Genomic DNA, 22,740 nt, shown 5'->3' on the forward strand with positions numbered 1-22,740 from the left:
AATGAAACCAATCTGGGCCGTCGGCTTGATGACCGGCACCGTGCTTGACGGCAACATCGACGTTGCGCTGATCAAGACGGATGGCGAGCGGATCGACGATTTCGGCACCTACCGGCTGATGCCCTACCCGCAATCGATCCGCTCGCTGCTGGAAGAGACGCTGAAGGAGGCAAGGGCCTGGAATTTTGTCGGGCCGGAGCCGGTGATCTTCCGCAAGGCGGAGGAAGCCCTGACGCGTGCCCAGTCGGCGGCGGTCAAGGAACTCGTCGAAGGCTACGGGATGACGATGGCCGATATCGGCGTCGTCGGCTTTCACGGCCAAACCGTGCTGCATCGTGCGCCACAGGTCGGCCGGCTTGGCCAGACCCGGCAGCTCGGTGACGGCGAGCTGATGCATGCGATCCTCGGCACCAAGGTCGCCTACGATTTCCGCTCGGCCGACATGCGCGCCGGCGGGCAAGGCGCGCCATTGGCGGCCGCCTATCACACCGCGCTGATGCGCAGTGCCGGCGCCAGTGGCGAGGTGGCCGTACTCAATCTCGGCGGCGTCGCCAACATCACCTGGTGGGATGGCGCCGACAATGTCATCGCCTTCGACACCGGGCCTGCCAATGCGCCGCTCAACGATTTCATCAAATCGAAAGGGCTCGGCGAAATGGACCGCGACGGCGCGCTTGGCCGCGCTGGAACGGTCGACGAGGCAAGGCTCGCCAAGCTGCTGCAGCACCCCTATCTAACCAAGCCCTATCCCAAATCGCTGGACCGTTTCGATTTCGGCGCCGCCATGGCGGACGGTTTGAACGCCGAGGATGGCGCTGCCTTGCTGACCGCCTTCACCGCAGCCGCCGTCGGCAAGGCACTCGACCTTCTGCCGCGTCGGCCCAGGAAACTGGTGGTCAGCGGTGGCGGCCGCCACAACCCGACGATGATGGCGATGCTGGCCAGCCGCGCCGGCGTCGAGGTGGTGCAGGCCGAGACCCTCGGCTGGAGCGGCGACGCGGTGGAGGCGGAGTGCTTTGCCTTCCTAGCGGTTCGCGTGCTGCGCGGGCTGCCGATCAGCTTCCCGAGCACGACCGGCGCGCCGCAACCAATGCGCGGCGGAAAGCTCGCCGGATAGACTCTTGCTTTGACGCAATTCCCAAGGGAAAGCGCTTCACACTTTCCTGGAACTGCCCTGATCAAGCCGGCGACAGTTTCTTCCGCAGGAAGATGCGGCTGCGGCCGATGGGGAAATCGGCAAGCGTGCCGAAGGTCTGATAGCCCTGGCGCTGATAGACCCTGGCTGCGTTCGGATTGAAGGTATCGATCCAGGCGCTTTGGCAGCCGCGCGCCATGGCTTCCTGTTCGGCCGCGTCCAGCATCTTGCCGGCCATGTGCTGGCCGCGCAGCCTTTCATCGACCCACAGCCATTGCACGTAAAGCCAGCCCCAGGCGGTGTAGCCGGAGATGCCCGCGACGACCGCGCCGTCCTCGTCGCGCACGAACACCGCCAGGGCCATCCTCTCGGAAGCGCCGACATCGGCGTCGTTGAACGCCGTCAGGCGCTCGCCGAGCAAGGCGAGTTCGTCCGGCAAAGGATCGGCGGTCGTTTCAAGTGTCGTGTTCATGGTTCTTTCCGACATGCGCTCAGGATACGAATGCAGCGTTACGAAGGGCGGCGCACTCACGCAACGTCTATGTCTGGCCTCGAACGGGTTGCGCATCCGCATCGCCGCCGTTGCGAAATTCGGACGCGGAAATGCCGTAGCGCTTGAGCTTGTCGTAGAAGGTCTTGCGTGGCACGCCGAGCGCGTCGATGGCGCCGCGCACGTCGCCGCCATGATCGCGCAACGCGTCGCGGATGAGTTGCGCCTCGTAGTGGCCAACCCGTTCGGGCAGTGTTGCCTCGGGCTCTGGCAAGTGCGCGGGAGCTACTTTCGTCTCGTCGTCCGGGCCGAGACCGAGCGCCACGCGATCGGCGAAATGGGCGAGTTCGCGCACATTGCCCGGCCAGGCATGCGACTGGAGATGGTCGCTCACCGCTACGTTCACCTTGGCGACAGGCCGGCCGAAACGCTCCGCCGCCTTGCCGAGGAAATGCCCGAACAGCATTGGGATGTCGCCGCGCCGCTCGCGCAAGGGCGGGATGCGCAGTGTCACCACGTTGAGGCGAAAATAGAGATCCTCGCGAAAATCGCCGCGCTGGTCCGGCCGGCCGAGATCCACCTTCGTCGCCGCGACCACCCTGAGGTCGATGCGCCGGATCTCGTTCGAGCCAAGCGGCGTGAGGCTGCGCGTCTCGAGCACCCGCAGCAGCTTGACCTGGAGGGCCGGCGGCATGGATTCGATCTCGTCGAGGAACAGCGTGCCACCGCTGGCATGCTCGATGCGGCCGATGCGGCGCCGCTGCGCACCGGTGAACGCGCCTGCCTCGTGGCCGAACAGTTCGCTTTCTATGACGGTCTCCGGCAGCGCGCCGCAATTCAGCGCCACGAAGGGTTTCGCGCGCCGCCGCCCCCATCTGTGCAGGAGGTCCGCCACCACTTCCTTGCCGGTGCCCGTCTCCCCTTCCACCAGCACGTCGACATCCATGTCGGCGATCTGGCGCAAGGTCTCGCGCAGCCGCCGGATGGCGGGTGCCTCGCCGATCAGCGGCAGGCCGTCGGCGGCCACTGCCGCGGCCTCGCGCAGCCGCCGGTTCTCCATCACCAGCCGCCGCTTCTCGCTCGCCCGTTTCAATGCCTCGACAAGGCGATCGCTGGCATAGGGCTTCGGGATGAAATCGTAGACGCCGTCCTTGAGCGCGGCCACGGCAAGATCGACATCGCCATGCCCGGTGACCAGGATCACCGGTATGTCCGGGTCGATCGCCTTGACGCGATCGAACAGCTGCAGCCCGTTCATGCCAGGCATGCGGATATCGCTGACGACCACGCCCTCGAAATTCCTGTCGATGACGGCAAGCGCCGCCTCGGCTGCGTCGAGCGCGATCACGCTGAAGCCGGCAAGTTCGAGCAATTGCGTGGTGGCGTGAAGCAGGTCCGCATCGTCGTCGACGAGCGCCACCAACCCTGATCCCTGCGTCATTCAATTCGCCTCAAATCGATGGTGAAGGACGCGCCGCTGACGCTATCGGGATCGAGCCGCAACGTGCCGCCCAGTTCCTGGGCGATCTCCTGCGAGATCACCAGTCCGAGGCCAAGCCCTTTCTCCTTGGTGGTCTGGAACGGCATGAACAAATTGCCGGCCGCCTCCGGACCGAGGCCGGGGCCGTTGTCGCGCACCGAAATCAGCACCCGGTCGTCGCGCTCGGCAAGCTCGATCTCGATGCGGGGATCGGGCTGGTCCTTCATGGCGTCCAGCGCATTCTGCAACAGGTTGACGAGGATCTGCTCCAGCCGGATGCGGCTGGCCATGACTGTCGGCGATGCGTTGCCGCGCGGCTTGACGATGGTCACGCCGGAATCGCGGATGCGGCCGGACAGAAGCGACAGCGCGCCGTCGATCGCCTCGCGCACCGGCAATGGCGAAGCGGCGACGCCGGGCCGGCGGGCGAATGTGCGCAAGGTGCTGGTGATCGCGCCGATGCGTTCGGTCATCGAAACGATCGATGTCAGATTGCCGCTGACCGGTTCGGTCCTGCCGTCGGCGAGAAAGCGGCCGGCATTCTCGGCATAGGTGCGGATCGCGGCGACCGGCTGGTTGATCTCATGCGCTACGCCGGCGGCGATCTGCCCGAGAATGGAAAGCCGGTTGGCCTGGGCGAGATCGTCGCGCAACCGGCGGACCTTGGCTTCGGCATTCTCGCGCTCGGCGATTTCGCCGGCAAGGGCTGTATTGGAGCGCGTCAGCTCGGCCGTTCGCGTGCTGACGCGGCTCTCCAGTTCGACATTCATGCGCGCCAGCGCCTCCTGCCTCAGCCGGCGCGCGCGCTGGCGTCGGGTGAGCACGAAGGCCAGCAAGCCGGTAAGCAGCAACCCGAGCAGCGTGGTCAGGCGCGCCGTGTTGGCGGCGGACGACAGAGCAGTGTCGGCGGGCGTCAGCAGCCAGAGACGCCAGCCGGGAACCGCGCCGGGCAAATCCTGCACCACTTCGACGAACTGGCGCGGCTTTCCTGAGCTGTCGATTGTTGCCAGGCCGTCACCAGAACCGCGTCGTATCGGCAAGGGTTCGAAGGCGGCGTCCGTCAGCTGCAGTTGCTCATGGGCGGCGGCGGCATCCTGGGCGGAGAGCGGCGCCAGCGCATGAAACCGCCATTCGGGTTCACTGGTAGCCAGCACGACGCCGCGTTCGTCGGTGACGAAAACGAGGAAGCCGCTGGAGCGCCAATTGGCTTCGACGCCGTCGAGTTCGACCTTCAGCACCGCAACGCCCAGCGGTTTGCCGTTGTCGTCGACGCGGCTCGAAAGATAGAGTCCCGGCCGGCCGCTGATCGTGCCGAGGCCGTACTGGCTGGCAGAGCCTTTCGCCATCGCCTCATTGAAGTAATGGCGAAAATTGTAGTCGATGCCGACAAAGCTCGTCGGCTCGCCGGCATTGCTGGCGGCGATTGCGATGCCGGCCGTATCGATGACATAGATGGCGGACGCCGAGGCATCACCGGCAATCGCCCTGAGCTTGTCGTTGAGGGCCGCTTCCTGCATCTTTCCGGCCCGGCGTAGCGCCCCGCGCACCGCATCGTCGCGGGCCAGCACCAAGGGGACCAGGCGCTGCTTTTCGATTTCGCCGGTCAGCGTTCCCGCCGCCAGCGGCAAGGCGGCAAGCGCCCCGTCGCGCAGATTGTCGGCCGCCTGGCTGGAGGCGATGCGCCCGGCAATGGCGATCGCGCCCGCCAGAACCGCGAGGGCGATGAGGGCGACAAGCCAGCGGCCATCGCGCAGCCGGACCACTGCCTCGCGCAGCAGATCCCGGCCGGCGATCCCTATTGACCTGCTATCGGTGCCTGCTTGTGGCGTCCGCCTCTTTCCTTCTTTCTCGCGCCTAATGACCAGTCTAATGCGAAATTCCGCCCAGGCAAACGCTACCTGTGCGGAAATCCGCACAGGCTTTCGCCGCGCGACCCCGGAAAGTGGCCAAAACGCTAGGGTTTCAGCCTTTCCCCGATCTGGCACAGCGCTTGCAAAAGTTCCTGCAGCGGCGTGCGACCGGAGCGCCGCGATGGGAGAAGTCACGCAGGGCGGCGCATTTCCGCCCCATCCGGCAGGGAGAGTTCGATGCACATCGCAGACCAATCAGGCGCGCCTTCCGCGCAGCGCAAGCCTTTCTATGCCCAACTCTACGTGCAGGTGCTCGTCGCGATCACCGTCGGTATCCTGCTCGGCCACTATTATCCGTCGATCGGCGAAAGTATGAAGCCGCTCGGCGACGCCTTTATCAAGCTGGTCAAGATGATCATCGCCCCGGTCATCTTCCTGACCGTAGCGACAGGCATCGCCGGCATGAGCGACCTGCAGAAGGTCGGCCGTGTCGCCGGCAAGGCGATGCTCTATTTCCTCACCTTCTCCACGCTCGCCCTCATCATCGGCCTCGTCGTCGCCAATGTCGTGCAGCCGGGCGCCGGCTTCAACATCGACCCGGCGACGCTCGATGCGTCCACCGTCAGCACCTACGCCGCCAAGGCGCACGACCAGTCGGTCACCGGCTTCCTGATGAACATCATCCCGACGACCATCGTCGGCGCCTTCGCCGACGGCGACATCCTGCAGGTTCTGTTCTTCTCGGTGCTGTTCGGCATTGCGCTGGCGCTGGTCGGCGACAGGGGCACGCCCGTCCTCAATTTCCTGCAGGCGCTGATGGCACCGATGTTCAAGCTGGTCAGCGTGCTTATGAAGGCCGCGCCCATCGGCGCCTTCGGCGCCATGGCCTTCACCATCGGCAAATACGGTATCGGCTCGGTCATCAACCTCGCGATGCTGGTCGGCACCTTCTACGTGACGTCGCTGCTGTTCGTGTTCGTCGTGCTCGGCGCCGTCTGCCGCTACAACGGGTTCTCTATCCTGGCGCTGATCCGTTACATCAAGGAGGAGTTGCTTCTGGTGCTGGGCACCTCCTCGTCGGAAGCCGCCCTGCCCTCGCTGATGGAAAAGATGGAGAAGGCCGGCGCCAAGCGCTCGGTGGTCGGCCTGGTCATCCCGACCGGCTATTCCTTCAACCTCGACGGCACCAACATCTACATGACACTGGCGGCGCTGTTCATCGCGCAGGCGACGAACATCCATCTGTCGATCGGTGACCAGATTCTGTTGCTGCTGGTCGCCATGCTTTCGTCGAAGGGCGCCGCCGGTATCACCGGGGCCGGATTCATCACCCTTGCCGCCACGCTTTCGGTCGTTCCATCGGTGCCCGTCGCCGGCATGGCGCTGATCCTCGGCGTCGACCGCTTCATGTCGGAATGCCGGGCGCTGACCAATTTCGTCGGCAATGCGGTGGCCACGCTGGTCGTTGCCCGCTGGGAAGGCGAACTCGACGAGGCCAAGCTGGCCAGCGCTCTGGCGGGCACGGCGGACGACAGCCTGCCGGGGGACGTCGTTCCGGCCGAGTAATCTGCACGCTTTGATGCCAATCAACGGCCGGAGGCCTACCTCCGGCCGTTGCCGTACAAAGATCGTAGTGATGTCAGACGGTACCGGTCTTGCTGAGCGGCGCCAGCGCCTTGACACCTTTGATCACCTCCACGCCGCCGTAGGACTTGCGCACACCGCGCATCTTGAGCTCAGCCATTGAAGTCCCTCCTTGCGTCAGGATGCGTAGTTGGGCCGACAGGCATGCGTGTAGCCAAAGTGCCGACGTCGTCGAACAGGACGAGGCTGGCGGCGCCGACGAGCCCGGCGTGGCGGCCGAGCTGCGCCTGAACGACCGGCACGTCGCGATAGGCGCGCATGGCCCGCTGCTTGATGGTCGCCTCGATGACAGGCAGCATAAGGTCGAGCCCATTGGCGATGCCGCCGCCGACGACCAGCACATCGGGCGAATAGAGATGCAGCAGATTGGTGAAGCCGACGCCCAGCCAGCGCGCTTCCTCCTCAAGCAGGGCCAAAGCGAGGTCGTCCTGCAACCGCGCCGCCTCGACGACATGGCGACCGGTCACTTCCGCGTCCTCCGACAGGCGCCGCAAAGTCGAGCCGTCACCAGCGGCCGTGGCGGCGGTCGCGCGACGGCCAAGTGCCGTTCCCGAGGCGATGGCCTCGAAGCAGCCGACGACGCCGCACACGCAACGTTCGCCTTCGTTGGTGATGGTCATGTGGCCGATCTCGGCGGCAAGGCCGCGGCGACCGTGCAGGATGCGCCCATCGACCACGACGCCGCCGCCAATGCCGGTGGAAACCGTGACGAAGACCAGCGAGCGAGCGCCATGACCCGCACCGAAGCGCCATTCGCCGAGCGCGGCGGCGTTGGCGTCATTCTCCAGCCGCACCGGCAGACCGAGCCGCCGTTCGAGGATATCGGCAAGCGGCACATCCAGCCAGCCGGCGAGCGTCGGCGGCCCGACCGCGATGCCGGCGAGCGGATCGAGTGGTCCCGGCGCACCGACGCCGACGCCGACAACAGCGAGCCCCGGTGCCTCGGCATGAACGGTCGCGGCCAACGCCTCGATCTGGCCGATCACCACGTCGGGGCCGGCCTGCGCCTGAGTCGGCACCGCTGCGAATGCCAGGATCTTGCCGTCGCGGTCGACCAGGGCGGCGCGAAGCTCGGTGCCGCCAAGATCGATCGCGAGGGCAGCTTCAGTGCTCATGCCGCTACCTTCAGTCCGTGCAGCCAGCCGATGCGGCCGGCCAGATCCTTGTCGCCAAAGGCGAGCGAACCGAGAACCACCGTCTCGGCGCCGGCGGCTCGCAGCAACGGCACCGTTTCGTGGCGGATACCGCCGTCGGCGGCCAGAACCACTGCCGCCTCGCGGCCGGCTTGCTTGAGGATGGCGCGGGCGGCGCCAAGCCTGTCACAAGCTTTTTCCGACAGGCTCTGCCCCTTGACGCCGATTGCCGTGCCGAGAAGCGTGACGAAAGCGACCTCGGAGACGAAAGGCGTCACCTCTTCGACCGGCGTCTCCAGCCTGAGGACGACGCCGGCTTCGGCGCCGAGCTCGCGGGCCAGCCGAACGGCGCGCAATCCCGCCTCGCCATTCTCGGCATGGACGCTGATCATGTCGGCGCCGGCCTCGATGAACTGGCGCGTCTGCGCCTCGACTATGCCAGCATCGACCATCAGGTGGACATGGATGGGCTTGGCCGTCAGCCTGGCAATGCGGGCGACGAGATCGGGGAAGAACAGGAAGGATGGGGCAAAATGCCCATCCGCCACATCGATGTGATGAAGGTCGACATAGGGCTCGATGCGCTTCAGGTCGCTCTCGAAATTGACGAGGTCGGCGGACCACAACGAGAATTCAGCGATCATGCGATCGCGCGGCAATGCGGCGATGGCGGCCGGGCCTGAGAGTGGTTTCGAGATCATGGCTGGTCCTGGTTGTTGAAACGATCTTCGAGAAAGCGGGCGATGGCGGCGCGGACCTCCGTGAAATAGCGATCCTTGTCGGTGGCCTTCGGCGTCACCTCGACAAAGGCGGCGTTGGGAATGGCGTCTGCGAGGCTGCGAGCGATCGCCAGCGGATGAACAAGGTCAATGCCGCTGCCGATGACCAGCGTGGGGATTGCGAGGCCGGAAGCAGCCGCCCGCGTGACGCCAGGCCCATCGTTTGCGATCGCCTGCATAACCTCGGCGAAAACTGTCGCATTTTCACGCGCGAAGAAGCCGAGCAAGGACGTGAGATTGTCCGGTGCTTCAGCGCGAAAGCGGGCGGCAGTGGCGGATGCCGCGAAGGCGTCGCGCGCTTCATCCAGCGGATGGCTGCGGATTAGCTCCGCCACTTCCACGTAAGGGCGCATGTTCAGCGGCGCTGCGTCGAAGGCCCAGGCAGGGCGCACGAGTACCAGGCCAATGACGCGTTCCGGATAACGGCTCGCCAGGTTCAGCGCGATTGCCGCGCCCATCGAGATGCCGCCGGCGACAAATCGGTCGAGGCCGGCCGCATCGGCGGCGGCCAGCACGTCGTCGGCAAACATGGCGATCGAAAAACGGCGACGGCCGCCGGAGCCGGAGCCGCCTTGCGCGCGGCATTCGACGGTGAGCCGCCGGCGTGCCGGGCTGTCGGGAAAGTTCTGCGCCACCTGCGCTGCATCGCCGCCGAGACCATGCTGGAAGACGACGGGAAGCCTGCCCTGTACCGTATCGAAGACACGAAGCGTTGCATCGTCGCGAAGCATGATCGCCGGCGCGGTACCCATCAGAGGAGCCTCCGCAGGAAGGCGGCAACACCGGGGGCTTCGTCGGCGGACAGGCCGTGGGTGACGAGCGGCCCGTCGAAACCCGCAGCCTTCAGCCGCGCGACGAAATCCGGAAAATCGACGATGCCTTGCCCGGTGGTGGCAAAGCGGCCGTCACCATGGCGGTCCTTGGCGTGCGCCATGGCGATGTGGCCGGCCGCCTCGTCGATCGCGGCGGCAACGATGGCGCGCGCCTCGCCCGGCGTGGCGTGCTCGAACAGGTTTGCCGGGTCGAGCACCATCTTCAGATGCTTTGATCCCATCTCTCGGATCAGCTTTGTCGCGTCCTTCGCCGAGGTGACGATGTTGGCCTGCTCCGGCTCGATGCCGAGATCGACGCCGGCGGCTTCGGCCAACGCCAGCGCCTTCTCCATCTCGGCGGCCATGTCGGACCATGCTGCCGGTGTGGCGTTGTCCGGATGATACGCCCATTGATCGGCGCCATTGCGCGAGCCGGTGCAGAGCGTGACCAGCGGAATATCGAGGGCGGCCGCGGTCTCGATTACGACCGCAAGACGGCGAAGACCGTCGTCACGGGCGGCCTTGTCGGGATGCGCCATGTTGTAGGTGCCCGATAGCGCGGCGAGTGAAACACCGGTCGACCGCGCGGCGGCGCGGATCGCCATGATGACATTCGCCGCCACTGCGTCCGGCATCGATGGCAGGCCGGCGCAAGCGAGATTGAACTGCGTCGTTTCATAGCCCGCTTGTCGCGCCGCGGTCAGCACCGCGGCCGGTTCGGTACCAGGAAAGGTCTTGGCGAAAATGCCGAGACGCATCAGACCGCCCCCGAAACCGAGGCGAGCTCGACCCGCTCGCCTGTCTCCACAGACCGGGCAATCGCGACCATGGCGCGGATCGACGCGATGCCGTCCTCGACATTGGCGCCGCGCATCGGCGCGCCCTCCAGCACGGTTTGGGCAAGCCCCTCCAGCTGCCGGCGGAAGAAATGGCCGTCGGCGCCGAGTGGCTTGTGGGCCGTGGCGGTCTTCTCGTGAAAGATCTCGACCTCGCTGGCGCGGAAATACCAGGGGTTGAAGGTCTTGGCGATGATGGAACCGTTCTCGCCATAAAGCTGAAAGCCTTCGTGCCAGTCCATCCGTACGGCCACCGTCAGATCGAGATGGCCGAGCGCGCCGCTGGCGAATTCGGTTTCGACGAACCAGCAATAGGCGCCGAAGCGTTCGTTGAGGCGGGCGCGCACGGCGACGATATCACCGCACAGGAAGCGTGCCGTGTCGACGAGATGCGAGCCGTGGGCCAGCATGAAGTATTGCCTGAGACCAGCCTTGGGATTGCCCGCCGGCTTCCGCGCGAGCTTGCTGGTGACGGGCAGCGGCTGCACGGCATCGGTGTTGGTGTAGCGATGAGTGGAATCGCAGTACCATGCCTTCAGCGCCAGCACGTCGCCCATCTCGTCGCGGACAAAGTCGCGCGCGGCCTCCAGCGCCGGATCGAAGCGCTTCATGTGCCCGACCTGCAGGACCTTGCCGGAACGCCTGACAGCCTCGGCCAGCGCCTCGCCTTCCTCCACCGAGGTACCGATCGGCTTTTCGCACAGCACATGCTTGCCGGCATCGAGCGCCTTGATCGACATCGGCACGTGATAGGCGTCCGATGTGGCGACGATCACCGCCTCCAGTTCGGGATCGGCGAGCATGGCGTCGTAGTCGGCATACATTTTTTGCGGTTCGTAGGTCGCGCCCATGCGGGCGAGCAAATCGGGCGCCGCATCGCAGATGGCGTAGAGATCGGCATTGGCGGCCTTCGTGCAGGATTGCAGATGCGCGAACTGCGCGATGGGGCCGCAGCCGAGCACACCGACCCTGAGGCGTCTGTCTTGTTTCTTGATCATCGTCTCGTTCTTCAGGCGCCGTAGCTGCGCATCGTCTGGCGATTGGTCTTCACCGCGCCGGCGGGGTCGGCGGCGGCCGTGTCGGATTCCTCTTCGAGCACCAGCCAGCCGTTGAAGCGCGGCGCGGTGTTTGCGATCTCGATGACCGCTGATGTGTCGCAGACGCCCTTGCCCAGCATCGTCCAGGTGCCGTTGGCGTCGACGTCCTTGAGGTGGATGTAGCGGATGCGATCGCGGTGGGTGCGCAGCGTGTCGGCCATGTCCTTGTGGCCGCGCAGGATATGGCCGGTGTCCGGCACCCAACCGACCAGATCGGGGTCGAGCAAGGCAAAGATCCTGTCATAGTCGGCGCGGTCGAACAACAGCGTGTTGTGGTGCGAGCTCGGATGCACCGCCACCTGGACACCGGCCTTGCGGCCAAGCTCGCCGGCCTTGTTGTAAACCTCCGCCGCGATGGCGAACTTGTCGTCGCGCGGCCCGTCGGACACCACGGTTGCCGAGCCCATCGACACCAGCGCACCGGGAAAGGCGGAAGCGAAATCGATCCAGCGCTGCGCCGCCTCGAGGTCGGCGCTGATCTGGTCCTTGAGCGTGAAGCCGCTCTTCGAGCCGAAGGCGAAGGAGACGAGCGTCAGCCCGGATGCCTTCAGCGCGGTCGCGAACTCCGCCGGCTTGTCGGCGTAGCGGCCGATCATGGTGTCGGTGATCTCGATACCGGAATAGCCGCCATCGGCGATCGCCTTCAACAGATCGTCGGGGCCACCGGTAAAACGGTCGCCGAGCATTTCCCAGGTGAAGGTCTGGCAGCCGACTTTGAGGTCTTTCACGTTCATTCTTTCAATCCTTGATACCGCTTATTACTTGATGCCACTCTGCGTCGCCCTGGGATGGACATGCTACTTGACCGAGCCCGCGGTCATGCCGGCGAGGAAGTACCTCTGGGCAACGAGGTAGATGAGCAAGAGCGGTAGCGAGCCGAGCACGCTCATCGCCATCATCTGGTTCCATTCGAAGGCGTGCTGCCCCATCAACAGCTGGATGCCGATTGGGACGGTGCGCATGGACGTTGACTTCGTCAGCGTCAGCGCAAAGAGAAATTCGTTCCAGCACAACAGGAAGGTGTAGACCGACGTCGCCACGATACCGGGCAGTGAAATCGGGACGACAACCCGCCAAAGCGCGGTCCAACTGGTGCCGCCATCTACAAGCACGGCTTCATCAAGATCGCGGGGCAAGGTGTTCAGATATCCCGTCATCAGCAGGATCGCGTAGGGCAGCGTGAATACCAGGTAAGTCAGGATCAGTGCGACGTAGGTGTCGAAGATGCCATATGAGACGACAAGCCCGAAGAAAGGGATCAAAAGTGTGATTGGCGGGATCGTCTGCGTGCTGATGATGAGTGTGTTCAGGCTGCCCTTGCCGCGGAAGTTGAAGCGGCTGAACCCGTAGGCCGCCAGCAAGGCGATCAGCACCGTCAGCACGGTCACCGCTCCCGCCACGAAATAGCTGTTGAAGAAGAAGCGCAGCTTTACCGAGTCGCCAAGGATGGCTGCATACGCTTCCAGCGTGAAGGCCTTTGGCAGGATGGTTGGTGGCAGGGCAAAGATTTCGGTGTTCGACTTGAACGAGCTGCTCAGCATCCAGTAGATCGGGAAGGCCGCGAAGAACAGTCCAACCGCAAGAGCAACATGCAGCGCGACAGTGATCAGCTTGTCTTTGCCAGAGTTTCGTTTCCTCATGGTGACTACCGAGCCTTCTGATAGCGAATATAGAACAGCGTTAGGCCGAGGGAGATCAGCAGGATGACCACGGCGCTCGCCGACGCCTGTGACAGGTTGTAGCTCGAAAACGCCAGCTTGTACGTGTAGGTGCTGAGGACCTCAGTCGAGTAGATCGGGCCACCGCCCGTGGTTATCCAGATCAACGGGAAGACCTGCATGGTCCAGATGAAGTCGAGCAGCGAGATGCTGATGATGATCGGCATCAGCTGCGGGATGGTGATGAAAATCAGCTTCTGGTAGGCTTTTGCCCCGTCGATATCGGCGGCCTCGTAGAAATCCTTGGGAATGCCCTGCAAACCCGCGAGCAGGCTGACCATGAAAAGCGGATAGCCCGCCCAGATGTTGGCGAAGGTGACGGCGTGCAGCGCGGTCTCGGGCGAGGAAAACCACTCGACCTTGGAACCGATGATGCCCAATTGCATGAGAATGCTATTCACGACACCGTTCGGCTCTAGCAGGAGGCGCCAGATCACGGCGATGATCACCGCGGTGAACAGCCAGGGCAGTATGTAGAGCACGCGCAAAATATTGCGCAGTGTCGGATTGATGCGGTCGCTGTTCAGCATGAGCGCGAAGATCATGCCGATGGTCATGTGGAAAATGACACTCATGCATGTGAAGTAGAGCGTGTGCCACAGCGATGCCCAGAACACGGGGTCGTCGAAGATCGCCTGGTAGTGTTTCAGTCCGGCAAAGGATGGGTCACGACGCAGCACCGCGCTGTTCTGGAACGAGTAGGCAATCACCGTCACCATCGGCAGCAGCATCAGAAGCCCGATTATGAGCAGCGATGGCGACAGATAGAGGTAGGGTGCGACCGCTCGTTTCAGCTTGTGGTGGGAGCGCTTTTGCCGGGTCATGTGCCAACCTTGGGATACGCCTTCATGAGAAGGTAAGCTTCAAAAACAGGTCCATCTCAAATTGCCGATCCGTTGTTGCCGGGTGGCCTGCCCGAAGTCAGGCCACCCGGTCGAAGAAACGGGAACAGGCCGATCAGAATTTCGCCATCCAGCCCTTCTGAGCGGCGGCAGCGGCTTGTTCCGGAGACTGCTCGCCAGCGAGCATCTTCTGGGCTTGCACGTCGAACTGGGTCATCAGGTCTTCAGCCACCGGCAGGCCCGTGAACTCATTGGCGAGATAACCGGTCTTGAAGATTTCAAAAGCCTTGCCGAAAGCCTTGTCCGAGGTGACGAAATCGGGCTTGGCGTTGACGTTGCCCGGGAAGGCGTTTGCAAGCGACACGAGCTTGGCGTTCACCTTTTCACTCATCAGATATTGGACGAGTTTCCAGGCCTCTTCCTGATGTTTCGAGGCAGCAGAGATGCCGATGCCCCAGGAGGCATAGGGAAGGCCGCGCTTGCCGGTATAGTTTTCCACGACCGGGACCGGGATGAGGTCGAAGTTCAGCTTGGGATTGCGCTTGCGGATGAGGTTCACATGCGCGAGCGAGTCGATCATCATCCCGACGCGGTCGTTGACGAATTCCTCGACCTTTTCCTGCTCGGTCTTGGTGGCGATGCCGGGCGAGATGGTGCCGGCGTCGTTGAGTGATTTGACGAAGGTGAGCATATCCACCACCGGTTTGCCCTCAAGGTCCGGCTTGCCGTTCGCCATCATCGACTGACCCGAAGCCCAAACCCACGACATCATGTCGTTCTGGACGCCGGATGGTGTTTGCAGCGACAGGGGCAGCACCCAGCCATACTGGTTCTTGTCGGCGTGCGTCATCTTCTTGGCGGCTTCGAGAAACTCCGCACGGGTCGACGGCAGTTTGGTTACGCCAGCCTGGGCGGCGAGGTCCAAATTCACGAAGACCGGATAGACGAAGGAAGCGACGGGAAACATCACCGCCTTGCCGTCCACCTTGATGATGTCCGCGACTTGGGCTTTGTCGAACTTGCTCGCATCCATCATCGGGTTCATGTCGGCGAGCGCACCCTGCGCATTCAGATTGTTCACCCAGGCGCCGTCGAGCCCGACGACGTCGCTGAGCGTTCCGGTTGCAGCACCAACCGAGATCTGGTCTCGCGTGGTCGCATAGGGGCCGCTGACCAGCGTCACCTTGATGCCGGGATTCGCGGCCTCGAAATCGTCCATGATTTTCCGCAAGGAGCCAGCGGGCAGTTCAGGCTCCCACCATTGGGTGAATTCCAGCGTGGTGTCCGCCATGGCCGCGGTTGCGCCAAGCAACCATGCTGCCGCGGCTATTTTCAGCATCGCGGGCTTTATCCGAAACGTCATTTCTTCTCCTCCTTCTTTGGGATCGACGGCACAATGCAGCCGATCGTCTGCTTCATTCAGAAGTCTTCTTACGAGTACTTCGCAGGCGCCTCACCCTCGCCTGCGGGCTCTGCCACAGATCTTCAGATCGCCAAATGCGTCTCGGGATCGAAGAAATGGAGCTTGGTATCATCCAGGGCCAACCGGATTTCCGAACCGGAGCGGACTGTGCTGTCGGGTTCGAATCTCGCCACCGCATTCGACGTCAGGCCGAAATCCTGCACCGCGTCGGGGTCGCCGGAGTCCACCCGGACCGCATCGATGTTCAAATGGACGATATGTTCCGACCCGAGTTCTTCGATCGAGGTCACCTTTGCCGGTATCGTCTGATACTTGCGGCCGGATTCGAGGCTGCTGTCATAGAGATCCTCCGGTCGTATCCCGAACACGACCTTGCGCCCCGCATACGACTTCAAACCCGGCCTGCGCACGAAGGCTGCATCCTGCAGCCGAATGGCGAAGGCGCCGGACATCAGTTCGCCGCCCGTCATGGTGGCCTCGAAAAGGTTCATCGAGGGAGAACCGATAAAGCCGGCAACGAACGCGTTCACCGGCGATTCGTAGAGCCTCTTGGGTGTGTCGACCTGCTGCAGCACGCCGCCCTTCAGCACGGCGACCCTGTCCCCCATCGTCATCGCTTCGGTCTGGTCGTGGGTCACGTAAATGGTCGTCACGCCGAGCTGCTTTTGCAGGCGGGTGATTTCGGCGCGCATTTGAACACGCAGTTTCGCGTCCAGATTGGAAAGGGGTTCGTCCATGAGAAAGGCTGCCGGCTCGCGCACCATGGCGCGGCCCATGGCAACCCTTTGACGCTGTCCGCCTGAAAGGTTCGCGGGTTTGCTGTCCAGCAGAGACGTCAGTTGAAGGGTCTTGGCGATCTCGTCGACGCGCTTCTTGCGCTCGGCCTTCGGCTTGCCTGCCAGCCGCATCGAAAAGCCGATGTTTTCGAACACCGTCATATGCGGGTAAAGGGCGTAGCTCTGGAAGACCATCGCGATGTCGCGGTCCTTGGGCGGCATGTCGACGACGTCGACTCCGCCGATCCGAAGGCTGCCACTGGTGACGTCCTCCAATCCCGCGATCATCCGCAACGCGGTGGATTTTCCACAGCCGGACGGCCCGACGAGAATCAAGAACTCGCCGTCCTCGACCGACAGGTTCAATTGGTCGATTGCGTGAAAATTGTTCCCGTATGTCTTGCAGATATTCTCAAGAACGACGTCTGCCATATTTCCTCCCTCCACAAGTCTAAGCCACTGATTTTTATGATTGTCCTCGGCTTATCTTCACCTGCGAAATACTTCCTCGGATAGTTCGAGCTATGTTCCGGTATCGAGTTGCGCATATTTCAGTTCGACTGCCGACGGCGCGTTCGTCGACGCCAGGAGTTCGGTGACCTGGTCGTCGGTCGGAAGCGCCTCGCGCCCGCCACGCCCCGTTATCGAAAGGGCCGCCGCCGCGGCAGCGAATGCCACCCGGCCGGCGGTGTCGGCACCGCGCGTCAATGCATGGGCATAGGCGCCATGAAAGCAGTCACCGGCACCGGTCGAGTCGACGACGGCAACCCGGTGTGGAGGCAGGTGCCAGAACCCTGTCGCATCGCGTCCGCGATAGTAAACGCCCCTGCCACCATCGGTCAGAACCACGGCGGACCGCGACGGCAACCACAATGCATCGAGCATCTCGGCGGGCGATCGGCACCCCGTGGCAGTCCGCGCAAAGCCGAGTGGAAGAATGAGATGGTCGCAGAGCGCGATCAGCCGCTCCGTGGCCGGGCCGCCGCTCCATTCGATATCGCCGAGGATCGCAAGGCCGAGATCGCGAGCCCGAGCCACGACATCCAGCGACCGGATCGCATAGCTATCGACGATCAGGACGGTCGCGCGGCCGAGAACCTCGTCCGGAAAGTCCGGCGCGGTGCCCAGCATTGCTTCGTCGTCATACGCGATGAACCGCTCCCCATCCGAACCGACGGTGATCCGCGAGCGCACCGGGCGCGCGTCCGGGTGGCGCGGCGCGAACGCGGTTTCAACGCCGCTCGCAACGAGATCGCACAACACGGCGTCGTCGGCGGCACTGCCCAGCCATCCGACGAACCCGGCGCTTCCGCCGAGCCGCGCGACGGTGGCAAGTGCCGTCGCGACATTTCCCCCGAACGCCCGGGCACTTTCAAGAACCTTCCCCTTGCCTGCCGACAACGGCTGATCGACATAGACGATGTCGTCGATCGCAATAGCTCCGAAGCCGAGGATTGAAGGGACGGTGGGCATCGATCAGGCACCCGCCTTCGCCAGGGCGTCTTGCGCCGAAAGGCCGTCATGGATGACGCCCCGAAAGGCAATCGCTGCCTTTTCCGGATCGCCATGCCCCCAGAGATTGCGGCCCACCACGGCACCGCGCGCGCCGGCACGGATGGCGTCCGCCGTCTGCTGAAGCGCGCCGAGCAGCGTATCCGTCTTCGGACCACCCGCGATCACGACCGGCACCGGGCAGGTCCGAACGGTCTCTCGGAACGACTCGAAATCGCCCGTGTAGCCGATCTTGATCACGTCGACGCCGGACTCGTAGCCGATGCGCGCCGCATAGGCGATCTCGTCGGGGGTGAAGACGATTTTTGCGCCGTCGGTGAAATCGCGAGGGTAGATATGCGCCACCACCGGCATGCCGTAACGGGCCGCCGCATTCACCGAATCGGTCAGCCAGCGTATGTATTTGCCCTCGGTCGCGCCGCGCACCGGAATGGCCACGGCCAACGCATCGGCGCCAGCGCGCACCGCATCCTCGGGCGTTGCAATCAGTTCACTGATGCGATCGTCTGGGGTGAAGCAGCCGGCCTGGATCACCAGGGAAGCCTTGCCCGCGTATTGCGGCCACAGATGGCGTGCGGTGCCAGGCTGGATGCTGACGTAATCGGGTTTGCCCACCATGACGCGTGCAAGCGCGCCCGGCAGGTCAGCAAGACCTCCTTTGCGCACGTCGCCATAGCCGACAAAATGATCGACCGCGCCGCCAAAAAGATTCCCCGATGGATGTGAGAAGAGGCGCGCCAAGCGCACCTTGGTTCCGAGGCTCATGAGTCCAAAACTCTCCAATCGATTGATTTCAAAATCCCGGACCCAGTGTTTGCGAAAGAAAAGATAAATGCAATCTTTCGAAAGCTTTCGAATTCGCGTATTTTTGGTAAAGTGAACCGAGGCCAGGGCGATCGCCTGGCGCATGGAGGCAAGGACAGGGAAATGTTGTCAGAGCAGAGACGCCAATCGATCCTGGGTGAAGTGCAACGCAGCGGACAGGTTCGCATCAAGGACCTGTCAGACGATTTTGGCGTGTCGGAAGTCACGGTGCGCTCCGACCTCGAGATACTGGACCGCAAGGGACTGCTGACCAAGACCCGTGGAGGGGCGGTGACCCGGACCACGGATTCGACCACGGCCGCGTTCGCCCGGCGGATGCAAACGAACCTCGATGCAAAGAAACGCATCGCCCGGGCAGCGATAGAACTGTTCGAGGACAACCAGTCGGTCATCTTCGACGGCGGCTCGACATTGATGCAGGTTGCCATGCTGTTACCGCCGCTCAGCAATGTCGTGGTCGCGGCCACGGCGATGAATATCGTGCAGCATCTGATGCATCGGCCCGGGCTCGACGTTCACATGATCGGTGGCCGGGTCTATCCAGACACGGTGAGCACGCTGATCACCGATGCCGACACGGCTCTCGGCGGCTTGGTAGCGCATCAGGTCTTTGTTGGAGCGCATGCGATTGACTCATCACTGGATGTGGTCGACGTGAACGAAGACATGGCGCGAACGAAGCGAAACCTCGTGCGCATGGCCCGGCGCGTTGTCCTCCTTGCGGATTCGAGCAAATGGGGCGTCAGCGGGACCTCCAAGGCATTTTCGCTGTCGAGCGTCGATGTCGTGATCACCGACGATGGCCTGTCCGGCCCGATACGCAGCCAGCTTGATAGGACCGGGGTCAAGGTGATCTATGCCTGACCCCGTCGAGATTCCCGGCCGCGACGGCAATATCCAATGCGCGCATGACCCACGGGATTCGCATCGGCACCCGGCCCTTTTTCAGGTCTGTCATTTTCTCCTCCCAGGGCTGGCAGCCTCCCGATAACGCGCCAGCATTCTCGCATGTTGTATAAAAATTTTACGCGCGTCAATATTTAAAATGTTGTATAGCGCTTTTCGAAGACGATCCGTTGCCGGCGTAATGGATTCGGCAGACCATGACCGCTTTGGGGAGGTACGATCAAAAATGCACGGAAAATCAAAGACGAAGCTCGGGATCGGCGCCATCGGATGCGGCAATATCTCGATGACTTATCTGCGCAATGCCGCCCTCTTCGGCGGGATCGAGTTGCGCGCCTGCGCCGATATCTCGGCCGACATGGCGGCGGTACGGGCGAAGGAATATGGCATCCAGGCACTCGGCGTCGATGCGCTGCTGGCCGACCCCGAGATCGATCTTGTCCTCAACCTGACCGTTCCGGCGGCGCATTTCGACATTTCGTTCTCGGCGCTTTCGGCCGGCAAGCACGTCTTCACCGAAAAGCCGTTGGCAACTTCGGCCAGCGACGGGCGCCGCCTGGTGGCGGAGGCGGCAAAGCGCGGCCTGCTGCTCGGCTCGGCGCCCGACACTTTCCTTGGCGCCGCCGGACGCCGTGCGCGCCGGCTGATGGACGACGGCGCCATCGGTCGTCCGGTCACCGGCACGGCCTTCATGATGGGCCGCGGCATGGAGCACTGGCACCCCAACCCGCAGTTCTACTATCAGCCGGGCGGCGGGCCGGTGTTCGATATGGGCCCTTACTATCTGACCATGCTGGTCAACCTGCTCGGTCCGGTCGAGCGGGTCATGGCGATGGCGACGCGCGGCCAGGAGGAACGGCTGATCACCGCCGAGGGACCATTCAAGAACACCACATTCAAGGTCGGCACGCCCACCAACGTCTTGTCACTGCTTGAATTCCGTTCTGGCGCGACCGTCACCTTCGGCGCCTCCTGGGACGTCTTTCGCCACTCCAACCACCCGATCGAGCTGCACGGCACGGGAGGCTCGATGCGACTGCCCGACCCCGACACATTCGGCGGCACCGTCTCGCTCTCCGAACGCGGCGCCGAGTGGAAGGATTTCGCCAGCGAAGGCGAACTCTATGGCGCCCGCAACTGGCCCTATGCGGCACCCGATCGCGCCAACTACCGCATGCTCGGCGTCGCCGATCTGGTGCGCTCGCTCCAAACCGGCAACACGCCTCGCGCCTCTGGCAATCTGGCGCTGCACGTGCTGGAAATCATGGAGGCGATCCTGCGTTCCGGTGAAACACAGGGCTCGGTCGCCGTCGCAGGCGACGTCACCCAGCCGGCCCTGCTGACCGAGGACGAGGCGAACAGCCTGCTGGCCTGAGGATATGAGGATGACACTCGACCCGGATGCGCTGCGCGTCCTCGAAATCGGCCGCGCGGCCGGCGGCGAGCCTTTCGAGAACGGTAGCGTGGCGGCGGCGCGCGCCGCCTACAACGCTTCGTTCCCGACGCTGCAGGGCGAGCACGAGCCAATTGCAACGACCTTGGAGCAGCAGATCGACGGGCCGAACGGGCCTGTCACGATCCGCATCCATCGCGGCATCGGCGCGCCACGAAGCGGGGCGCCGGCGCTGCTCTATCTGCATGGCGGCGGCTGGGTCATCGGCAATCTGGATTCGCATGACGAGATCTGCCGCTGGCTGGCCAATCTCGGCGGCGCCGTCATTGTCTGTCCCGATTATCGCCTGGCGCCGGAACACAAATTTCCCGCCGGGCTGGAGGATGCCCGGGCAACGCTCCGCTTCATGGTGGAGAACGCCGCCGAACTCGGCATCGACCGGACACGCATCGGCGTTGCCGGCGACAGCGCCGGCGGCAATCTCGCCGCCGTACTGGCGCTGCTCGCCCGCGACGGGCTGGCGCCAGCGCTTGCCGCGCAGATCCTGATCTATCCCAACACCGATGCGCGACAGACGGCCGACAGCTACCGGCGTTTCGGCGACGGCTTCGGGCTTACGGCCGCCACCATGGCATGGTTTCGCGACCACTATATGCGAACGCCCGACGACATCATGGACTGGCGCGTCTCGCCACTGCTGGCGCCTGAACTCGCCGGCGTCGCGCCGGCTTTCGTGGCGCTTGCCGGCTGCGATATCCTTGCCGACGAAGGGGCAGCCTATGCCAAGCGCCTGCAAGCCGCGGGCGTTCCGATGATCCTGCGGCAATGGCCGGGCCAGATCCATGGCTTCGTCTCGATGGGACGCCATATCCCTGCCGCGCGGCAAGTGGTGGCCGAAGGCGTGGCTGCCTGGCGTCAATTCGAACGGGGTTCGCTGGCGTCGGCTGCTCAAGCCGACTGACGCATCACCAGGGTGGCATCGAGCTTGACCGTGCGTTCCATGCCTTGCCTCGGCAAGTTGGCTTCGTCCAGGAGAGCCAGCAGAATCTCGACGCTGCGGCCAGCCATGGCGGCGAAATCCTGCGCCATGGTGGTCAGCGCCGGACAGGTGTAGCGGCTCAGCGGATGATCGTCATGCGCGGCAACGCGCAGATCGCAGTCGGGCCTGCGGCCGATCTTCAGGCCGCGCGAGAACGCCGCCGACATCACGCCGAAGGCCAGACGATCGTTGGCGCACAGGATGGTGCGGCCGGGCAAGGTGCCGGTCTCCAGCATCGCTTCCATTTGCTCGTAGCCGACACGCTCGAAGTCCCAGGTGTAATCGCGCGCCGCCTCGATGACGACCGGCTCGAACCCGGCCGTCTCCATCGCGATGATGTAGCTTTCCTGCCGTTCGCCGGAGTTGTGGTTGACATGTGGAATGTCGAGATAGGCCGGCGGCTCGCCCGACCGGCACAGATAGTCGACGATGGTCGACACGCTCTGCCGGTTGTCGTTGCCGACAAATGGCGTATCGCCCTCGATATAGGTGTCGAAATAGACGATCGGAATGTCCTGTCCGAGCTTGTCGAAAACGCTGCGGTCGGAGGCCAGGCCCAGCGGCGCGATGATCGCGCCCGCGACCTTTAGTGACAACAGCGTCCTGACCGATTCCGCTTCCAGCTTCGGCGAGCCGTGCGAGGAGATGACGATCGGCCAATAGCCTTCGTCGCGGCAGCGAAATTCGATGCGGCTGACCATCTCGGCATAGAACGGATCGGTGATCGTCGGCACGACGATGCCGATGTTGCGGGTGCGCTTGCGGTTGAGGTTGCGGGCGAAAAGGTTCGGCTGATAGTCCGAGGAACGCAGGGCGGCTTCGATCCGTGCTCGCGTCGCCGGCTTCACGCTCGCCGGATCGTCAAAATACTTCGACAGCGTCGGGCGGGACACGCCACATGCCTGGGCGAAGTCATCCATCGTGCGGTGCGTCTTCTCCGCCATCGATCTTTCAGGTCCTCTTGCCACAATCGCCGACCGGGACGATCCGGCCGTCACCAGTCATGCGGCCGTTGCCCGGAAGCGGCAATGCTTGACCGAACTTATTCAG

21 protein-coding genes are annotated in these 22,740 nt (G+C 63.7%); 5 read left to right on the forward strand and 16 right to left on the reverse strand.

What is annotated here, in order from left to right; all coding sequences use genetic code 11:
* The first annotated feature begins 1 nt into the window (after position 1).
* Positions 2-1,117: an anhydro-N-acetylmuramic acid kinase gene (locus tag BLS48_RS08230; protein WP_091576630.1), complete on the forward strand. Its 1,116-nt coding sequence runs from the start codon at positions 2-4 to the stop codon at positions 1,115-1,117.
* 61 nt (positions 1,118-1,178) lie between these two features.
* Here BLS48_RS08230 and BLS48_RS08235 read toward each other — a convergent pair whose 3' ends face one another.
* The 3 genes from BLS48_RS08235 to BLS48_RS08245 all read right to left on the reverse strand — a co-directional run bounded on the left by BLS48_RS08235 (position 1,179) and on the right by BLS48_RS08245 (position 4,868).
* The gene (locus tag BLS48_RS08235) at positions 1,179-1,607 is read right to left on the reverse strand and encodes a GNAT family N-acetyltransferase (protein WP_091576908.1); all 429 of its coding nucleotides are present in this window, start codon (positions 1,605-1,607) and stop codon (positions 1,179-1,181) included.
* Between the two features lie 67 nt (positions 1,608-1,674).
* Positions 1,675-3,066 carry a sigma-54-dependent transcriptional regulator gene (locus BLS48_RS08240; protein ID WP_091576631.1) on the reverse strand — a complete coding sequence of 464 codons (1,392 nt, stop codon included), beginning with the start codon at positions 3,064-3,066 and terminating at the stop codon, positions 1,675-1,677.
* Positions 3,063-4,868 carry a sensor histidine kinase gene (locus BLS48_RS08245; protein ID WP_244529541.1) on the reverse strand — a complete coding sequence of 602 codons (1,806 nt, stop codon included), beginning with the start codon at positions 4,866-4,868 and terminating at the stop codon, positions 3,063-3,065. Before BLS48_RS08245 ends, BLS48_RS08240 begins: the two co-directional genes overlap by 4 nt.
* 324 nt (positions 4,869-5,192) lie before the next feature.
* Between BLS48_RS08245 and BLS48_RS08250 the strand changes: the two genes are divergently transcribed.
* On the forward strand, positions 5,193-6,521 hold the full coding sequence (locus BLS48_RS08250) for a dicarboxylate/amino acid:cation symporter (RefSeq protein WP_091576634.1): 1,329 nt from the start codon (positions 5,193-5,195) through the stop codon (positions 6,519-6,521).
* A gap of 170 nt (positions 6,522-6,691) precedes the next feature.
* Here BLS48_RS08250 and BLS48_RS08255 read toward each other — a convergent pair whose 3' ends face one another.
* The 12 genes from BLS48_RS08255 to BLS48_RS08310 all read right to left on the reverse strand — a co-directional run bounded on the left by BLS48_RS08255 (position 6,692) and on the right by BLS48_RS08310 (position 18,292).
* Positions 6,692-7,714 carry an ROK family protein gene (locus BLS48_RS08255; RefSeq protein ID WP_091576636.1) on the reverse strand — a complete coding sequence of 341 codons (1,023 nt, stop codon included), beginning with the start codon at positions 7,712-7,714 and terminating at the stop codon, positions 6,692-6,694.
* A complete protein-coding gene (locus BLS48_RS08260) occupies positions 7,711-8,433 on the reverse strand; it encodes a ribulose-phosphate 3-epimerase (protein ID WP_091576637.1) in 723 nt (240 codons plus the stop codon). Before BLS48_RS08260 ends, BLS48_RS08255 begins: the two co-directional genes overlap by 4 nt.
* Complete coding sequence (locus BLS48_RS08265; protein ID WP_091576639.1) at positions 8,430-9,263, reverse strand: alpha/beta fold hydrolase; 834 nt, start codon at positions 9,261-9,263, stop codon at positions 8,430-8,432. Before BLS48_RS08265 ends, BLS48_RS08260 begins: the two co-directional genes overlap by 4 nt.
* The gene (locus BLS48_RS08270) at positions 9,263-10,081 is read right to left on the reverse strand and encodes a sugar phosphate isomerase/epimerase family protein (RefSeq protein ID WP_091576641.1); all 819 of its coding nucleotides are present in this window, start codon (positions 10,079-10,081) and stop codon (positions 9,263-9,265) included. Before BLS48_RS08270 ends, BLS48_RS08265 begins: the two co-directional genes overlap by 1 nt.
* A complete protein-coding gene (locus BLS48_RS08275; protein ID WP_091576643.1) occupies positions 10,081-11,157 on the reverse strand; it encodes a Gfo/Idh/MocA family protein in 1,077 nt (358 codons plus the stop codon). Before BLS48_RS08275 ends, BLS48_RS08270 begins: the two co-directional genes overlap by 1 nt.
* 11 nt (positions 11,158-11,168) lie before the next feature.
* Positions 11,169-11,990: a sugar phosphate isomerase/epimerase family protein gene (locus BLS48_RS08280; RefSeq protein ID WP_091576645.1), complete on the reverse strand. Its 822-nt coding sequence runs from the start codon at positions 11,988-11,990 to the stop codon at positions 11,169-11,171.
* A gap of 63 nt (positions 11,991-12,053) precedes the next feature.
* The gene (locus tag BLS48_RS08285; protein WP_091576646.1) at positions 12,054-12,896 is read right to left on the reverse strand and encodes a carbohydrate ABC transporter permease; all 843 of its coding nucleotides are present in this window, start codon (positions 12,894-12,896) and stop codon (positions 12,054-12,056) included.
* Between the two features lie 5 nt (positions 12,897-12,901).
* Complete coding sequence (locus tag BLS48_RS08290) at positions 12,902-13,798, reverse strand: carbohydrate ABC transporter permease (RefSeq protein ID WP_091576648.1); 897 nt, start codon at positions 13,796-13,798, stop codon at positions 12,902-12,904.
* Positions 13,799-13,931: 133 nt separating this feature from the next.
* Positions 13,932-15,179 (reverse strand): ABC transporter substrate-binding protein, encoded by a 1,248-nt coding sequence (locus tag BLS48_RS08295; RefSeq protein WP_091576650.1) that lies wholly within the window; start codon positions 15,177-15,179, stop codon positions 13,932-13,934.
* 122 nt (positions 15,180-15,301) lie between these two features.
* Positions 15,302-16,447 carry an ABC transporter ATP-binding protein gene (locus tag BLS48_RS08300; protein WP_091576652.1) on the reverse strand — a complete coding sequence of 382 codons (1,146 nt, stop codon included), beginning with the start codon at positions 16,445-16,447 and terminating at the stop codon, positions 15,302-15,304.
* Between the two features lie 90 nt (positions 16,448-16,537).
* On the reverse strand, positions 16,538-17,488 hold the full coding sequence (locus BLS48_RS08305) for a PfkB family carbohydrate kinase (protein ID WP_091576653.1): 951 nt from the start codon (positions 17,486-17,488) through the stop codon (positions 16,538-16,540).
* 3 nt (positions 17,489-17,491) lie between these two features.
* Positions 17,492-18,292 (reverse strand): beta/alpha barrel domain-containing protein, encoded by an 801-nt coding sequence (locus BLS48_RS08310; RefSeq protein ID WP_023756676.1) that lies wholly within the window; start codon positions 18,290-18,292, stop codon positions 17,492-17,494.
* 162 nt (positions 18,293-18,454) lie between these two features.
* On the opposite strand from BLS48_RS08310, the gene BLS48_RS08315 reads away from it, so the two are divergent.
* The 3 genes from BLS48_RS08315 to BLS48_RS08325 all read left to right on the forward strand — a co-directional run bounded on the left by BLS48_RS08315 (position 18,455) and on the right by BLS48_RS08325 (position 21,612).
* Positions 18,455-19,216, forward strand: a complete 762-nt coding sequence (locus tag BLS48_RS08315; protein WP_091576910.1) for a DeoR/GlpR family DNA-binding transcription regulator — start codon at positions 18,455-18,457, stop codon at positions 19,214-19,216.
* 268 nt (positions 19,217-19,484) lie between these two features.
* Positions 19,485-20,633, forward strand: a complete 1,149-nt coding sequence (locus BLS48_RS08320; RefSeq protein ID WP_091576655.1) for a Gfo/Idh/MocA family protein — start codon at positions 19,485-19,487, stop codon at positions 20,631-20,633.
* A gap of 10 nt (positions 20,634-20,643) precedes the next feature.
* Positions 20,644-21,612 carry an alpha/beta hydrolase gene (locus BLS48_RS08325; protein ID WP_091576657.1) on the forward strand — a complete coding sequence of 323 codons (969 nt, stop codon included), beginning with the start codon at positions 20,644-20,646 and terminating at the stop codon, positions 21,610-21,612.
* On the opposite strand, the gene BLS48_RS08330 is transcribed toward BLS48_RS08325, so the two are convergent.
* Entirely contained in the window at positions 21,600-22,634 is a 1,035-nt protein-coding gene (locus BLS48_RS08330) for a LacI family DNA-binding transcriptional regulator (protein WP_091576658.1), read from the reverse strand. The two genes, BLS48_RS08325 and BLS48_RS08330, sit on opposite strands and share 13 nt — an antisense overlap.
* Between the last annotated feature and the right edge of the window lie 106 nt (positions 22,635-22,740).

It is taken from the genome of Mesorhizobium qingshengii (assembly GCF_900103325.1).
Classification (GTDB): Bacteria; Pseudomonadota; Alphaproteobacteria; order Rhizobiales; family Rhizobiaceae; genus Mesorhizobium; species Mesorhizobium qingshengii.

Coding starts and splice junctions, on each gene's coding strand:
- BLS48_RS08230 (WP_091576630.1), top strand. CDS start 2: ATGAAACCAATCTGGGCCGTCGGCTTGATGACCGGCACCGTGCTTGAC.
- BLS48_RS08235 (WP_091576908.1), bottom strand. CDS start 1,607: ATGAACACGACACTTGAAACGACCGCCGATCCTTTGCCGGACGAACTC.
- BLS48_RS08240 (WP_091576631.1), bottom strand. CDS start 3,066: ATGACGCAGGGATCAGGGTTGGTGGCGCTCGTCGACGACGATGCGGAC.
- BLS48_RS08250 (WP_091576634.1), top strand. CDS start 5,193: ATGCACATCGCAGACCAATCAGGCGCGCCTTCCGCGCAGCGCAAGCCT.
- BLS48_RS08255 (WP_091576636.1), bottom strand. CDS start 7,714: ATGAGCACTGAAGCTGCCCTCGCGATCGATCTTGGCGGCACCGAGCTT.
- BLS48_RS08260 (WP_091576637.1), bottom strand. CDS start 8,433: ATGATCTCGAAACCACTCTCAGGCCCGGCCGCCATCGCCGCATTGCCG.
- BLS48_RS08265 (WP_091576639.1), bottom strand. CDS start 9,263: ATGGGTACCGCGCCGGCGATCATGCTTCGCGACGATGCAACGCTTCGT.
- BLS48_RS08270 (WP_091576641.1), bottom strand. CDS start 10,081: ATGCGTCTCGGCATTTTCGCCAAGACCTTTCCTGGTACCGAACCGGCC.
- BLS48_RS08275 (WP_091576643.1), bottom strand. CDS start 11,157: ATGATCAAGAAACAAGACAGACGCCTCAGGGTCGGTGTGCTCGGCTGC.
- BLS48_RS08280 (WP_091576645.1), bottom strand. CDS start 11,990: ATGAACGTGAAAGACCTCAAAGTCGGCTGCCAGACCTTCACCTGGGAA.
- BLS48_RS08285 (WP_091576646.1), bottom strand. CDS start 12,896: ATGAGGAAACGAAACTCTGGCAAAGACAAGCTGATCACTGTCGCGCTG.
- BLS48_RS08290 (WP_091576648.1), bottom strand. CDS start 13,798: ATGACCCGGCAAAAGCGCTCCCACCACAAGCTGAAACGAGCGGTCGCA.
- BLS48_RS08295 (WP_091576650.1), bottom strand. CDS start 15,179: ATGACGTTTCGGATAAAGCCCGCGATGCTGAAAATAGCCGCGGCAGCA.
- BLS48_RS08300 (WP_091576652.1), bottom strand. CDS start 16,447: ATGGCAGACGTCGTTCTTGAGAATATCTGCAAGACATACGGGAACAAT.
- BLS48_RS08305 (WP_091576653.1), bottom strand. CDS start 17,488: ATGCCCACCGTCCCTTCAATCCTCGGCTTCGGAGCTATTGCGATCGAC.
- BLS48_RS08310 (WP_023756676.1), bottom strand. CDS start 18,292: ATGAGCCTCGGAACCAAGGTGCGCTTGGCGCGCCTCTTCTCACATCCA.
- BLS48_RS08315 (WP_091576910.1), top strand. CDS start 18,455: ATGTTGTCAGAGCAGAGACGCCAATCGATCCTGGGTGAAGTGCAACGC.
- BLS48_RS08320 (WP_091576655.1), top strand. CDS start 19,485: ATGCACGGAAAATCAAAGACGAAGCTCGGGATCGGCGCCATCGGATGC.
- BLS48_RS08325 (WP_091576657.1), top strand. CDS start 20,644: ATGACACTCGACCCGGATGCGCTGCGCGTCCTCGAAATCGGCCGCGCG.
- BLS48_RS08330 (WP_091576658.1), bottom strand. CDS start 22,634: ATGGCGGAGAAGACGCACCGCACGATGGATGACTTCGCCCAGGCATGT.